11 protein-coding genes and 3 pseudogenes are annotated in these 15,747 nt (G+C 29.8%); 9 read left to right on the top strand and 5 right to left on the bottom strand.

Features of this window, described 5'->3' with window-relative positions:
- The first annotated feature begins 1 nt into the window (after nt 1).
- On the top strand, nt 2-1,261 hold the full coding sequence (locus JJC05_RS01385) for a dicarboxylate/amino acid:cation symporter (protein WP_127823129.1): 1,260 nt from the start codon (nt 2-4) through the stop codon (nt 1,259-1,261).
- Nucleotides 1,262-1,795: 534 nt separating this feature from the next.
- Here JJC05_RS01385 and JJC05_RS01380 read toward each other — a convergent pair.
- The 3 genes from JJC05_RS01380 to JJC05_RS01370 all read right to left on the bottom strand — a co-directional run bounded on the left by JJC05_RS01380 (nt 1,796) and on the right by JJC05_RS01370 (nt 4,007).
- Nucleotides 1,796-2,677, bottom strand: a complete 882-nt coding sequence (locus tag JJC05_RS01380; RefSeq protein ID WP_235877352.1) for a transposase — start codon at nt 2,675-2,677, stop codon at nt 1,796-1,798.
- A gap of 59 nt (nt 2,678-2,736) precedes the next feature.
- Nucleotides 2,737-3,120, bottom strand: coding sequence for an IS110 family transposase (locus JJC05_RS01375; protein WP_235877351.1), 384 nt, complete (start codon nt 3,118-3,120; stop codon nt 2,737-2,739).
- A gap of 311 nt (nt 3,121-3,431) precedes the next feature.
- Nucleotides 3,432-4,007: a GNAT family N-acetyltransferase gene (locus JJC05_RS01370; protein WP_105196382.1), complete on the bottom strand. Its 576-nt coding sequence runs from the start codon at nt 4,005-4,007 to the stop codon at nt 3,432-3,434.
- A gap of 72 nt (nt 4,008-4,079) precedes the next feature.
- On the opposite strand from JJC05_RS01370, the gene JJC05_RS01365 reads away from it, so the two are divergent.
- The 8 genes and pseudogenes from JJC05_RS01365 (at nt 4,080) to JJC05_RS17855 (ending at nt 12,225) form a co-directional block, all read left to right on the top strand.
- Nucleotides 4,080-4,337 (top strand): hypothetical protein, encoded by a 258-nt coding sequence (locus tag JJC05_RS01365; protein ID WP_258929394.1) that lies wholly within the window; start codon nt 4,080-4,082, stop codon nt 4,335-4,337.
- A gap of 486 nt (nt 4,338-4,823) precedes the next feature.
- Nucleotides 4,824-5,258 carry a hypothetical protein gene (locus JJC05_RS01360; RefSeq protein WP_105196426.1) on the top strand — a complete coding sequence of 145 codons (435 nt, stop codon included), beginning with the start codon at nt 4,824-4,826 and terminating at the stop codon, nt 5,256-5,258.
- 279 nt (nt 5,259-5,537) lie between these two features.
- On the top strand, nt 5,538-6,101 hold the full coding sequence (locus tag JJC05_RS01355; RefSeq protein ID WP_235878014.1) for a Crp/Fnr family transcriptional regulator: 564 nt from the start codon (nt 5,538-5,540) through the stop codon (nt 6,099-6,101).
- A gap of 95 nt (nt 6,102-6,196) precedes the next feature.
- Nucleotides 6,197-6,982 (top strand): type 1 glutamine amidotransferase domain-containing protein, encoded by a 786-nt coding sequence (locus JJC05_RS01350; RefSeq protein WP_205728012.1) that lies wholly within the window; start codon nt 6,197-6,199, stop codon nt 6,980-6,982.
- A gap of 61 nt (nt 6,983-7,043) precedes the next feature.
- Nucleotides 7,044-7,426, top strand: a pseudogene (gene gloA2 / locus JJC05_RS01345) (SMU1112c/YaeR family gloxylase I-like metalloprotein).
- Between the two features lie 1,112 nt (nt 7,427-8,538).
- Nucleotides 8,539-10,712, top strand: a pseudogene (katG, locus tag JJC05_RS01340) (catalase/peroxidase HPI).
- A gap of 1,142 nt (nt 10,713-11,854) precedes the next feature.
- Nucleotides 11,855-11,989 (top strand): hypothetical protein, encoded by a 135-nt coding sequence (locus JJC05_RS17860; protein WP_309597385.1) that lies wholly within the window; start codon nt 11,855-11,857, stop codon nt 11,987-11,989.
- A 35-nt stretch (nt 11,990-12,024) separates the two neighbouring features.
- Entirely contained in the window at nt 12,025-12,225 is a 201-nt protein-coding gene (locus tag JJC05_RS17855) for a hypothetical protein (RefSeq protein WP_309597384.1), read from the top strand.
- A 373-nt stretch (nt 12,226-12,598) separates the two neighbouring features.
- Here JJC05_RS17855 and JJC05_RS01330 read toward each other — a convergent pair.
- Nucleotides 12,599-14,973: pseudogene (locus tag JJC05_RS01330) on the bottom strand (alpha-ketoacid dehydrogenase subunit alpha/beta); the annotation flags it as partial.
- A gap of 203 nt (nt 14,974-15,176) precedes the next feature.
- Entirely contained in the window at nt 15,177-15,632 is a 456-nt protein-coding gene (locus JJC05_RS01325) for a hypothetical protein (RefSeq protein ID WP_235878012.1), read from the bottom strand.
- Nucleotides 15,633-15,747 lie beyond the last annotated feature (115 nt).

Below are 15,747 nucleotides of genomic sequence, written 5' to 3'. Positions count from 1 at the left end.
AATGGAAATAACTAAAAACGAAGTTTCTAAGAAATCTATTTTTTCAAATCTGACTGTCCAAATCTTATTGGCAATGCTTTTAGGAGCAGCGTTAGGGATTTTTATACATAATAATTGTGACGATACTACCGCTAAGGATTTTAGTGGCTACATAAAAATGTTAGCTACAGTTTTTATTCGCTTAGTTCAAATGATTATTTCACCTCTTGTTTTTACAACGTTGGTTGTAGGTATTGCAAAATTAGGCGATATAAAAGCAGTTGGAAGAATAGGAGGGAAAGCCCTAGGATGGTTTTTTACTGCTTCTTTTCTTTCTTTATTAATAGGAATGTTTTGGGTAAATATTTTACAACCGGGAGCAGGGCTAAACCTAAGTGGAGTAGATGTAACTACAGCAGCGGAAGTAACAGAAAAAACACAAAATTTTTCGGCACAAAATTTCGTTGAACATATAATTCCCAAAAGTGTTGTAGAAGCAATGGCAACCAATGAAATTTTACAAATTGTAATCTTTTCAATCTTTTTTGGTTTAGCAGCCGCTTCTTTAGGCGATCATACAAAGTCTGTTATAAATGCTTTAGATAAAACATCGCATATTATATTAAAAATGGTGAATTATGTAATGAAATTTGCCCCACTAGGTGTTTTTGGAGCAATAGCAGGCGTATTTGCTATTCGTGATTTAGGTGAGCTTTTATTAACTTATGCTAAATATTTTGGTTCCTTTTTAGTAGGAATTACTTCGTTATGGATTGTATTATTAATTATTGGTTATTTGTTTTTAGGGAAAAGAATTAAAATTCTCTTAAATCATATTATTTCACCTTTGGTAATTGCATTTGGTACAACTAGTAGTGAGGCTGTTTTTCCTAAATTAACAGAAGAATTAGAAAAATTTGGTATAAAAGATAAAATTGTATCATTTATGCTCCCATTAGGTTATTCTTTTAATTTAGATGGAAGTATGATGTATATGACTTTTGCAAGTATTTTTATAGCACAAGCTTATGGCGTTTCATTAGACTTAGGAACTCAATTAACGATGTTATTAGTTTTAATGTTGACAAGCAAAGGAATAGCAGGAGTGCCAAGAGCTAGTTTAGTAGTTGTGGCAGCTACTTGTGGTATGTTTGATATTCCTGTAGAAGGTATTGCCCTAATATTGCCAATAGATCATTTTTGCGATATGTTTAGAAGTGCAACAAATGTTTTAGGAAATGCTTTAGCAACGTCTGTAGTTGGAAATTGGGAGAAGGAATAATGATAGTAAAAAATTAAGAAGATCCTAATTCAAATTTCAAATAGATAGATTGTATCATTTTTGATAACCCCATTTTCAGTGTTTTATCTGAAAATGGGGTTATCTGCATTAAGAACAAGAAATAAATTATTTCGATTCAACCCAAAATCCGCATTAGATTTTTTATCTCTAAAAAAATAATTTCACAAAATCGCCTAAACCCCTAATTGATAAGGCTTTTGAATGATTTTATATTTAAAAAGTTCTAATGCGTAGCGTTAGAACTTTTTAAGCCGTATCCCTTGATATGACAGGGATTCACACTTCTAATGCGTAATCTGGGTTCAACCCAGATTCCGCATTAGACTTGGTTGTGAAACAAAATTTTTCAATAAATTCAAGTGCTCACGGAAAATTTTAGAAGAAGAAATAAGAAACTATTTTGATGATTAAAAATTGAGTACGTGCTTGAATTTGAAGAAAAATAAAGTGGAATAGATTTACTTCGTCTATTCGCTAAGCTCGGGTCTAATGCGTAATTCTATCTAACTTAATTTAAGGAATTGATAAAGAAGTAGTTTCGATTCCGTATTTTTTAATCATTTTTTTAATTTGTATCGTTTTTTTATTCTTCATTTCTTGAATATATTGGTCTGTATTTATTGGTATATAATGTTGTTTTTTGACTATCATATTCCAAATTATAACTGCTATTTTTCTTGCTGTTGCTGTAATTGCAGCACCTCTTCCTTTTTTAAAAGAAATCCTTTTAAAGAACATAACGAGGTAACCTTCTTTTTTTCTTTCAATTGTATTTGCCGCATTTCTTAATGTCAATGCAAATTTATTTTTCCCTTTTGGAGTTCTGCTACTCAAAACCTTACCTCCACTAATTTTATTATTTGGAGCTAACCTGAGCCAATTCACAAATTGCTTGGAGGTCTTGAATTTATATATATCGGTGCCTATTTCGGCTAAAAAACTAGTAACGGTTCCTGAGCAAACTGATTCTATAGCAAAGAGATCTACTCCAAAAAGTTTTAAACTATATTTCTGTACATCAAATTTGGGTTGGTTTTTCCCTTTATTCTGTTTCTTTACCAATTCGATATCTTCTGATAAAACAATTTCTCTGGTTTGATTTTTCAGCACTTGATCAATACGAGTATCGGTGTTTTTTATTTTATCTTGAATAAGTCTGTAAATATCATAACAATCGGAAAGCTCATGTAGGTATTCATTGTTTATTTTACCTTGCAAAGCGTCGGCTATTTCTTCTTTGCTTTTTTTAACTCGTTTGTCGCAATATTCAGCTAATTTTTCACCTGAAGTTTCACCTGATAGTATCATCTCAATTACTCTTATTCCAGAAACTCCTGTGATGTCACTTATCACAACGTCGAGTCTGAAGTTCATTAAACGTAATGCTTTTTGCATTTTGTTTACAAAGCTTGAACTTTGTTCAATCAAACTAGAACGATGTCTATGAAGTGTTCTTATCTGCAAAGTGCTTTCAGAGGGCAAAAAGAACCTCGTAATAGCCCTAAAGAATGAAGTTTCTGTATCCATTGTGCATCTTTCACATCTGTCTTTGCTTTGAGGTTTTTTGTTTGAGTCCCTTGAACCAAAAGAACTTCAAAACCATTTCCCTGCAAGATCATAAACAAAGATTGCCAATAACTCCCTGTGGACTCCAAAGCAACACTACGAATCTTGTTCTCTTGAAGATAAGCTACCAAAGCGCATAATCCTGATTGATAAACATTAAATTCTCTAATTTGATTTTCATCCTGTCCTATGGCTACAAAATGAGAACGTGACCCAACATCAATTCCTGCAGCATTGGGATTTACAATTTGCATTTTTTCGAAACTTTTCATAAAATATTTTTTTATTAAAATGCGAGGAAATGTAATATCTTTGCTTAAATTATTCTATACGAGATAACATGGTGTTTCATCATTGATTGTCTCAAAGGGCTTCCAAATGGAAGCCTTTTTACATTTCAGCCAAAATCTGGGAGGGGATAAATTCACCATTTTATACATAGGCTTCGCTCGTAAGTACAAGTTAGCTCTCATTTGTCAAAGAACAATACTTTCTTGAAATCTGGGTTCAAAGTTCTTTTTGTTTGTAATAAACTTCTAAGGAATAATAAGGGATTGAAGATATTGGTAGACCTATTTAATTATTATTCTATAATATTTTTGAAGTTAAATTCTGATTTTAGGATAGCATAAATGACAGAATCCCAAAATTTACCCTCAAAATATTCATTTTCACGTAAATGACCTTCTTTTACAAAACCTAATTTTTCTAATACGCGTGCAGAAGCTTGATTTTTTGGATCTATTACAGCTTCTATAGAATGAAGTCCCATTTGATTAAAACCATATTCTAATATAAGTTGGACAGCTTCTGTAGCAATACCTCTGCCGTTATATTCGGGTAATATCATATAGCCTATTTCGGAACGATAATTTTCTTTTTGTATACGATAATAACCTAAAAAACCTATTAATTTATCATCTGGTTTTTCAGTAATAGCCCAATTGATTCCTTCATTTAATTCAATTTTATTATTTATAGTGTCTATAAGTTCTATAGCCTCTTCTTTATTTTTTAATAGCGGACGCGGTATAAATTGCATATTATCAGGATTACTTCGTAATGCAAATACTTGATCCACATCTTTATGGGTCATTTTTCTTAGTATTAATCGTTCCGATTCTAAATTTTGAAATGGTAAAAATGTAAAGGATTTCATAAAAAAATGCAAATTGTTGTAAAAAATGATTAAATTTATAATATCTCAGACCTATAAAATAAGTGTAAATATATGGAAACAAAATTTGAATTGATAGAAAAAGAATTAATAGAAGACTTAAATTTCCCAAATGAAGAAGTTTTAGAAGAATTAAAAGATAGAGCTCAATTAAAAGTAGAGTTGGAACGAGCGCAGGTATTAGGAAATTTAGAACATGCTAAAATTAAAATTTATTTTGAAGATGCCATTTCAAAAAGAGTAGTGGATACAACAATTTGGGGAGTAACAGATCAAGAGATAATTCTAAAAAGGGAGTTACTATTCCAATAAATCGTATTTATAAAATAGTATAAGAATTTAAATTTTTACAAAAAATGATATTTGTAACTTCTGTTAGACTTTTAGATTAACAGAAGTTTTTTAGTTTTTAATCAAAATTCCGCATTAGAGATTTTTAAACCCTGATTAAGCGTTAGAGATTTTAAAAAAACATATTTTATTGATTGTTAGTACTATATAAAATTACGAACTAGAATTACCAAATAAATAAACCCTTCTATTTCAGTAAGTTATAAAATTTATTTTTTCTAATGTGGAATCTGAGTTTAACCCGCATTTCATTATTTTGATTCAATGCGTATAATTTGAGATAAAGAATTTTGGTAATAAAAAAAGTATACATAATGATAGGTAAATAATACTTTGTCAGAATATCGAAAATGAGTTATATTTGGAAGAAAAGGAATATAAAAAGTAGAAATATTATTTTGAAGCAAAAAATAATTTTTAGAATACTTTTTAAAAAAATATATTCAGATGAAAAATAAACACCAAAACCTAAAAATACTGATTGTTTCTTTGAGTTTAATATTATTATTAATGTCTCTTACACAAAATGCTTATTATATAGCTGAAATGAAGGATTCAATAGGATCATTTGGGTTGACATCTTTTTTATTAGGTTGGTTCGATATTTTTGGACCAGGAATATCTTGGCTAGCTAATCCGTTATTGATTATTTCATGGATAGTATTAATTTTTAAAAATTCTAAAATATCTTTATACTTAAGCTTTATGGCTGTTGTCTTCTCATTATCTTTTTTGTTTTTTAAAGAGATAATAGTAAATGAAGCTGGAGAAAAAAGTGAAATTATAGTATATGGAAATGGATATTGGTTATGGTTGTCGAGTTGTGTATTAAATTTTTTCGGCAATATAATAGTATGTTATAAATTGAAAAAGATTCATTAGTAACTAATATTTTGTTGTGTAAGCAGTGTAATCATGAAATGCTTATATAAAATGGAATAAAGGTTATTGAAATTAAATCTAAATGGGAAAAAATAAAAGAAGAAAAATAAAGCTCTTATTTAGTTTAGATTGTAAGTGCTTGAAAAATTAAAATGTCAAGCATATTAAAGAAAATCCGCTTAGCTTAACTTGGGACGTGTACTGTTTTCTACTATATTTACCCAACAAAATTAAGATACTAAAAAAATTATACCAGCTAAAAAGACTGTTTAGAGAGAAATGAGTGAGATATTGAGAAGTCAAATAGAAAGAATTACACCATTAACAGACAAAGAATTTGAATATATTTTGTCTCACTTTACTATAAAAAAATTAAAAAAGCACCAATATCTGATTCAAGAAGGGGATTTTGTACAGAATGATCATTTTGTAACGAAGGGACTTCTAAAGGCATATTATGTTAATCAAGATGGAAAGGAACATATCATGCAATTTGCCATGGAAGATTGGTGGATTACAGATTATCAAGCTTATTTTAACGAAACAAAGTCGATATTAAATATTGATTGTATTGAAGCAACAGAAGTGCTTTGTTTATCCTTGTATAATAGAGAAAAATTGTGTGCTGATATGCACAAAATAGAACATTTTTTTAGAAAAAAATCCAATTCGGGTTACATGGCTTTACAAAGAAGAATACTTTCTTTTTTAAATAGTAACGCCAAAGAAAGATACGAGCAACTTCGTGAAAATTATCCTATATTATTTCAAAGAGTCCCCAAAACACTAATTGCTTCTTATTTAGGCGTTTCTAGAGAAACACTTAGCCGTTTGAGTTCCTAATTGTGATATAGCGCACAAAAAAGATGTGATTTACTTCCTATGTAAAAATAGAGAATGTCCTGAAATTTGCATAATCAATTTATAATAGTGTAGCCATGAGCAAACTATTCAAAAAAGTTTTAACAGGAATTATAGTAATTGTAATTTATACCATTTTTGGTGGTGTAAACCAAGCAAATGCGCAAAATTTAAATAGGAAAAAGATGAACAAAAAAATTTTATTTGTGGTGACTAGCCACGACAAATTAGGAGAAACAGGAGAATCTACAGGTTATTATTTAGGTGAAGTAACTCATCCTTGGGCTGTTTTAAGTGATGCAGGATATGAAATAGAGTTTGTTAGCCCTAAAGGGGGGCATCCATCCTATTATGGAGAAAATAATGAAGATCCTATTGACCAAAGATTTTTAGCAGATGAAAAATACCAAGCTAAAATTCAAAATACTATGAAACCATCCGATGTTAATCCATCTGATTATGTAGCTATCTTATATGCAGGAGGGCATGGAACAATGTGGGATTTTGCAGATAATGTAGAATTAGCTTTAATTGCTCAAAAAATATATGAAAATAATGGTGTAGTAAGTGCCGTTTGTCATGGACCAGCAGGTTTGGTAAATATTAAACTTAATAATGGAAAATATTTGGTTGACGGAAAAAAAATCAATGCTTTTACCAATGAAGAAGAGAGTGCTATAAAATTAGAAAATGTAGTACCATTTAGTTTAGAAACTAAACTTATAGAACGTGGTGCAAAGTTTGAAAAATCAGGATTGTGGCAATCTCACGTGACGGTAGACCAAAGAGTCGTAACAGGACAAAATCCACAATCAGCTCATGGAGTAGGAGAAGCTGTTTTAAAAGAACTTCAAAAACTTTAATCTAAAATTTAAAAATTATTTAAGGCAACTATTTTGTTGCCTTAAATGCGTTTAAGTATATATGTTAAAAAAGGTTCATCATATAGCTGTTATTTGTTCAGACTATCAGAAGTCAAAATATTTTTATACAAAAATTTTAGGATTAGAAATTATAAAAGAAGTATATAGAGAAGATAGAGAGTCTTATAAGTTAGATTTAGCATTAGATGGAGTTTATGTTATAGAATTATTCTCATTTCCTAATCCCCCGTAAGAGTTTCAAGACCAGAAGCCTGCGGACTAAGACATTTAGCTTTTGAAGTTTTAGATCTAAAAGAGGCGATAGAAAAACTAAAAAAACACAATATTATAGTTGAACCTATAAGAACTGATGCGTTTACTCAAAAAAGATTTACATTTCTTCAAGATCCTGATGAATTACCCATCGAGTTATATGAAAATTGAAGTATACTTAAGCGAATTATAACTTAATTAGTTCTTTAAATAAAATCAATTAAAACTCTTTTTAATAAGTATTTAAAAAGCTTTTTGTAAAGTAAATTTTAAAGTTTATTTTTAGAAAACTAGAAGCCATAATTAAAGAGATCATATTGCCTTTGAAAATAAATGTTGAATAATAAATCAGTATGTATTTTTAAATTATAAGGATTAGATGCGTTATTTACTAGGCTCAAATTAAGAATAGAAAATAAAATTATTATTTATAAAAATAAGTCTCTATTAAATATATATATCATTTTTTTCTACCGTAACCTAATTATATTTTAGGTAAAAATAAGATTATTGATACCATGTATATTTTTGTTTTTTCATATAAATTGTATGACTTTATTTAATCCAAATAGGATATTAACTTCGTTATGAAACAAAAAACAATAAATTCAAATACTTGCAGAAAATTTTAGAAGAAGAAATAGAGGATTTTTTGGTGATTAAACTTCAATTCCGCATTAGACTTCGTGGTAAAGATAAAATGCGAGGATAAAAGTTTTGATTTAATGCCTTGTTTGTCACTTCGATCCAAGGGAGAAATTACATTTATTTAGCGTGAGTTGGACTTAATAAAACTTTTAACTTGCTAATAAACAGTTCTTTCGATTTCTTTGAGGAACTTTTTGTAATAGCTATACGACGAAAACACAAAGAAAGCCCTAACGGAAGCACAAATATTCTATGTAATGTGCTAAAAATCAATATTTTTTATATCGAACTCAGGTTGAAATAATATTATACAAAGGATCTTGTTTAAAAACTTTCAATTAGCTTAATAGTAAATAAATTACAAGAGCTTTCTTAAGTAATACACCTATTTTTGGTATATTTGAGTTATATAATGAACGAAACTTTTCATTATCATTACAATCCTTACCGTATATTTTGAGGTGAAAAAAATAATGTAAAAAGTAAAAATATGGAATATTTAGAATTACCTGTTTGCTACTTAAGTTAAGTTTACACTTTTATAAAAGTAATTATTCAATCTGTAAATAATTTAAAAACGGTTAATATCTATAGATTATAAATGAAAAATAAATAAAATTTAAACTGAAAAAATTATGAACAATTCAAAAGAAGGAAAATGCCCTTTCCATCATGGTGCTAATACAGAATCGCAGAACTCTGTTATAAATAAGTGGCCCAATGCACTTAATCTTGATATTTTAAATCAACATGATAGAAAAACCAATCCGTTTGATAAAGATTTTAATTATGCTGAAGAGTTTAAAAAACTTGATTTAGAAGCTTTAAAAGAAGATCTAAAAAAACTGATGACTGAAAGTCAAGATTGGTGGCCTGCTGATTGGGGACATTATGGAGGTTTAATGATTAGGATGGCATGGCATGCGGCAGGGACATATCGTTTAGCAGATGGAAGAGGTGGCGCAAATACAGGAAATCAACGTTTTGCACCTCTTAACAGTTGGCCAGATAATGGTAATTTAGATAAAGCTCGTAGGTTGTTGTGGCCTATTAAGAAAAAATATGGGAACAAGATTTCTTGGGCAGATTTAATGATACTTGCAGGAAATATGGCTTATGAATCAATGGGGTTTAAAACATTTGGTTTTGCAGGAGGTCGTGAAGATATATGGCATCCTGAAAAAGATATTTATTGGGGAGCAGAAAAAGAATGGTTAGGTAAAGAAAGATATTCAGATGATACTGATAGCGAATCTCTAGAAAATCCTTTAGCAGCAGTACAAATGGGGTTAATTTATGTTAATCCAGAAGGTGTTGATGGTAAACCAGATCCGTTAAAAACAGCTCAAGATGTTCGTACTACTTTTAAACGTATGGCTATGGATGATGAAGAAACTGTAGCATTAACAGCGGGAGGGCACACTGTCGGAAAAGCGCACGGAAATGGGAATGCTTCCATTTTAGGACCTAATCCAGAATCATCAAATATTGAAACACAAGGTTTTGGTTGGATGAATCCAGAAGGAAAAGGTAATGCTGAGGATACTGTAACCAGTGGATTGGAAGGAGCGTGGACAACAACTCCAGATAAATGGAATCACACCTATTTTCATCTTCTCTTAAATTATGAGTGGGAATTAAAGAAAAGTCCAGCAGATGCTTGGCAATGGGAGCCCATTAATATTAAAGAAGAAGATAAACCATTGGATGCTCATATAAAAGGAGTACGTAGAAATCCTATCATGACAGATGCTGATATGGCTATGAAACTTGATCCTGAATATAAAAAAATAGCAGAAAAATTTTATAATGATCCGACTTATTTTGAAGATGTATTTGCAAGAGCATGGTTTAAATTAACACATCGTGATTTAGGTCCCAAAAGCCGTTATCTTGGAGCTGATGTGCCAAAAGAAGATTTAATTTGGCAAGACCCAATTCCAGTTGTTGATTACAAATTGAGTGATAAAGAAATAGAGGACTTAAAAGAAAAAATTTTAAATTCAGGATTGACAAAAACAGAACTTATTAATACAGCATGGGATAGTGCAAGAACATTCCGTAGTTCTGATTTTAGAGGAGGAGCAAATGGAGCAAGAATTCGTTTAGCACCTCAAAAAGATTGGGAAGGTAATGAGCCTCAAAGGTTAGAAAAAGTATTAAATAAACTTTATGAAATTCAAAATGAATGGACGAATAAAGTGAGTATAGCAGATTTGATTGTCTTAGGAGGTTGTGCGGCCATCGAAAAAGCAGCTAAAGAAGGAGGCGTAAATATAAAAGTACCTTTTGATGCAGGACGAGGAGATGCAACAGAAGACACAACGGATATTGAGTCTTTTGCGGTTTTAGAACCAATTCATGATGGATATAGAAATTGGCTTAAAAAGACTATGCCGTTACTCCTGAAGAATTACTTTTAGATAGAACACAATTGATGGGACTTACAGCTCCAGAAATGACCGTATTAATAGGCGGTATGCGAGTTTTAGGTACTAACTATGGCGATACGAAGCATGGTGTTTTTACAGAAAGAGAAGGTGTTTTAAGTAATGATTTTTTTGTGAATATTACAGATATGAATTACACTTGGAAGCCAGTTTCGGAAAATCTTTATAATATTGTTGATAGAAAAAGTGGAACGACAAAGTGGACGGCTACACGAGTTGATTTAGTATTGGGATCAAATTCTATTTTACGTGCCTATGCTGAAGTTTATGCGCAAGATGATAATAAAGAAAAGTTTGTGCATGATTTTGTTAAAGCATGGGCAAAGGTAATGAGTTCAGATCGCTATGATTTAAAATAATAGCGTATAATACTTAAAAATAGAGAGTGTCTAAAAGTTTTTTACGATTGTTTCAAATAAATTGATAATACTTTTTAGATACTCTCTCTCTTTTATAATAAATTAGGTGTATAAGAAAAGGTGCCAATGCTATCAAATCTTATTTAGTTGGTTCCAAAATATTTTTCTGAAACCATTTTAGATTTTATCTAACTCCATTAAATGATTTCTTAAAGTATTATTTTAAGATTTTTTACCTTCCTTGATAGATTTTAAAAAAAAAATACTTATTTAATTCATACTATGCGTTAGAAAATTATTATAAAATTTCGATCCAAGAAAGGTTGTAATGTAAATAAGCAAAATATAGTACTGATAATGTCATTTCAATAGAAGAATTGATAAATGATAATTTCTAACGCAGAATTTTGGGGTAAGTATACCCGCATTTGATAAAAAATCAGTGTATTCTTATTTTTTACTTTTTCATCTTCATTACAAAGTTTATTATGTAATCTGAGTATAATTCATATTTTGTTTTAATAAAATAACATGGTATAACTACCTATTGTTTTTGTATATTTTATTTGTATTAAAATGTTGATTTTTAGTTTTTTTTTATCATCAACCTATCATTTTAATTTAAGTTATGTTGTCGTTTTTTTACAATTTTAAAAAGAATGGATAATTTAGTTTTGTACCCAATAAAATAATAATATTAATATGTCTTAAGGGAACTGCAATAGATATAAGAAATAAAAAAATAATATTTAACGTAAAATAAGATTGTAAAGCGAAAAGGAGCTATAAGCTGTAAACTTGTGTTAATCATACGAGATAATGATCTAATTTGTTTTCTTGAATAGAATTTAAGTATACTGTTAATTATTTTTTCTATAAAGGATTAAAAAACTGAAATAGAAACAATTCTAAAGATTTAGAATGTTGGGGGGAAGATTTTGTTTTAATTGTAGATTAAGAAATGATTCATAAATGAATAATTGTATTTTAAACTTAATATAAGATCTAATTTTCTAAAATAATTCTATTATAGTTCATTTTTAATTATCGACTATTCGTTTGAGTATCAATTTTTTTAGAAACGTAAGTTTGTAAAGTTATCCTTCTGCTTATTAATTAGAATAATTTAAAAATAAATGAAAATGTATGATTTTTTAGAACAATTTGGAAGTGATTGTGAAACGATACCCGGTTTTTTACGTGTAGCCATTTCAGAAGTAAATAGTGGAATTTGTTTATATGCTAAATCATCAATTCCGGTTTTGATGCAGAATTAGCTTCATCATTTAATTTACAAGTTGTTAAAGCCAAATTGAATGCTATTGAAGCCTTTCATTTAAATCAATCTATTGAAGATATTTTGATTACATTGACAGAAGAGGTTCATATCTTAGATATATCAAAAGATAATACTTATTTTATTTATTTAGCAATTGACTCTTCTCAAGCTAATTTGGGTATGACAAAAGCCTTGTTAAATAGATATAAAAAACAGTTAGAAGGGAAGTTGTAATCAAGAGATATTTAAAAGGTGTTTAAAATGGATATTATTCCTCGTTAAATTATATAAATATATTAGATTTTATAAATCTCCCTTTGCGAAAATTATTTAATAAAAACTAGTTTTATTAATAGAGTTATTTATTTGCGTTTTCATGATTGTAGTGCATAAGTGAGTTTGTTACTTAGATAGAAAGAGGATATTATCAGTATTATACCATTTAAGGTTTAAATTTACTGTAATATCTTTTCATTCGTGTGTTTTGTAGTGAGTTTTGGTTTAGGTAAATTCAACCCAGAAATGGTATTATTCAAAATAAATAAAATAAAAAATGGAACGAAATAATTTTCGTTCCATTTTTTATCATGATATTTAAAAACTAATTTTAATATAAGTTAGGGAACTTACTAGGATTAGATTCGTGCATAATGTCATATACTTTTTCGAAAATATCTTCTATTGATGGTTTTGAAAAATAATCACCATCAGTGCCATAAGCAGGTCGATGTGCTTTTGCTGTAAGAGTTTCAGGTTGGCTATCTAAATGTTTATAGGCTTTTTGTACTTCTATGATTTGTTGTAAAATATAGGCAGCTGCACCACGGGAACATCTTCGTCTACAATTAATAAACGATTTGTTTTAGCAACTGATTTTGCTATATCGTGGTTAATGTCAAAAGGAAGTAATGATTGTATATCAATAATTTCAACATCAATACCTATTTCTAGTAATTCTTTAGCTGCTTGTTCAACTAAACGCAAAGTAGAACCATAAGATACTATGGTTATATCTTTTCCTTCTTTTATTGTTTCTGTAATACCTATAGGTGTTTTGAATTCACCTAAGTTGGTAGGCATTTTTTCTTTTAAGCGGTAGCCATTTAAGCATTCTACTACTAATGCAGGTTCATCTGTTTCCAATAAAGTGTTATAAAAACCAGCTGCTTTTGTCATGTTACGAGGTACTAATACATGAATTCCACGAATTGCATTGATGATCATTCCCATTGGGGATCCTGAATGCCAAATACCTTCTAAGCGATGACCACGAGTTCTGATGATTAGAGGTGATTTTTGACGACCTGCTGTACGGTATTGTAAGGTGGCTAAATCATCGCTCATGATTTGAATAGCATACAGTAAGTAGTCTAAATATTGAATTTCGGCTATAGGTCTTAATCCTCTCATAGCCATTCCTATTCCTTGGCCTAGGATAGTAGCTTCGCGTATACCTGCATCACTTACACGCATTTCACCATATTTTTCCTGCATCCCTTCTAACCCTTGGTTTACGTCTCCAATATTTCCAGAGTCTTCACCAAAAATTAAGGTTTGTGGGTATTTTGTAAAAAGGGCATCAAAATTATCTCGTATAACTAAACGTGCGTCTACTTCCTCTGCATTTTCGTCGTAAGTAGGTTTTATTTCATTGATAGTTAATACATTATTTTTTGATTGAGAAAATAGATGAGAACTAAATTTAGGTTGGATTTGTTGAGTATACTGTGTGATCCAATTGGCTAATGTAGTTCTGCCGTTTTCTTGTATTAGCATTCTGAGTACTTTTCGCGCAGTTGTGATTATATCTTTGCGAATAGGTTCTTTAATGCTATTTAAATCATTAGCATATTTTTCTATAAATATCTTATTGGTTGATTCAGATGCTATGTTTTGTAAAACTGTTATTAATTCATCTCTTTCTGATTTGATGGGATTTGAAAAATTGGCCCAAGCTGTTTTTTTACCTTCTAAAACATCTTTTTTGGCTAATGTATCAATTTCATCTAATTCTTCTGTTGTGGCTAAGTTATTTTCTAATAGCCATTTACGCATTTGAGATAAGCAATCAAATTCTGTTTCCCAAGCTAAACGTTCAGTTGATTTATAGCGTTCATGTGATCCGGAAGTAGAATGACCTTGTGGTTGTGTTAATTCGTTTACGTGGATTAATACAGGTACATGTTCTTCTCGAGCTATTTTAGACGCTTGTTGATAGGTTTCTACTAGAGCAGGATAATCCCAACCTTTTACATTTAGTATTTCAAAACCTTTATTTTTTTCATCTCTTTGAAAACCTTTTAGGATTTCGGAAATGTTTTCTTTTGTTGTTTGATAACGAGCATGGACTGAAATACCGTATTCATCGTCCCATACACTCATTACCATAGGAACTTGTAAAACACCAGCAGCATTAATTGTTTCAAAGAACAATCCTTCTGATGTAGAGGCGTTGCCAATAGTTCCCCAAGCAACCTCATTCCCTTTTACAGAAAATAGGGTAGTGTTTATTCCTTCTACATTTCTAAAGATTTTAGAAGCCTGTGCTAAGCCTAATAAACGGGGCATTTGTCCTGCTGTAGGAGAGATGTCAGCGCTTGAGTTTTTTTGCTTAGTTAGGTCATTCCAATTACCGTTTTCATCTAGTGAATGTGTAGCAAAGTGACCTCCCATTTGACGACCAGCACTCATAGGATCGAATGCTAAATCAGTATGTCCGTAAAGACCCGCAAAGAATTGCTCAATTGTTAAAGCACCTATAGCCATCATAAAAGTTTGGTCACGATAATAACCTGAACGAAAATCACCATTTTGGAATGCTTTTGCTAAAGCAAGTTGGGGGATTTCTTTTCCATCTCCAAAAATTCCGAATTTCGCTTTTCCTGTTAAGACTTCTTTACGACCTAATAAACTACACTCGCGACTAATGCGAGCAATTTTGTAATCATTTAAAACTTCTGTTTTAAAATCTTCAAAAGTTAATTCTTTTTTTCTTCTACTTGTGCCATTTTCTTAAATGTAAGTACGCAAATTTAATTAAAAAGCGGTTATGTTGCGCTTTATTTTGAAAAAATAAAATTTAATTATTCGTATTTTTATTTAGATATAATCTTTTTAATTATTTATTTTTTATTAAAATAAAGTTTTTTATAATGAAAATTTATTAAAATATTCTTTTTTTTGTTTTAAAACCATTTTCTATTGAAAATACCTAAAAGTGTTTTCGGATTAATAGTAAATTGGAAACGTATTTTTTCAGTATAATTTTTTTGACCGATTTCCCATCCATTTTTTGAATAGATAGGGCAGAATATCTCAAAATAATCAGGAACTATGTTTAAATGAATTCCAGAATCGTAAATAAAATTAGGATCATTGTATTTGTTTTTGTATAATCCTATATCGCCATATAGCTGAATCCATTTCCATAAAGAAGAAGTTATATTGAGTGCTGCAAGCCATTGATTAGCATAAGGATTGTTAAATTTAGATTTAAATCCTCCCTCAGCTATTATGATTTGTTGACTAAAAAAACCTGATTTTTCACTTCTCCCATAGAAAGAGTAATCAAAAAGATAGTCTTTTGGACGATCTAATCCAAAATCATAATAAGAAGAATTGGTGTTTTTGTAGAGAAACAAGCCTCCGTAAAAACGAAATCCAATTTGATAATTGTTTTCAAAAAGTTTTCTGTAACTAATTTCATTAATGTATTTAGCAAATTCATTGCTTATTTGTAGCTGATTTGATACATGA

It is taken from the genome of Flavobacterium davisii, assembly GCF_019565505.1.
Lineage (GTDB): Bacteria > Bacteroidota > Bacteroidia > Flavobacteriales > Flavobacteriaceae > Flavobacterium > Flavobacterium davisii.
The sequence above is the reverse complement of the archived record's forward strand: the minus strand, read 5'-3'. Positions and strand labels throughout refer to the sequence as shown.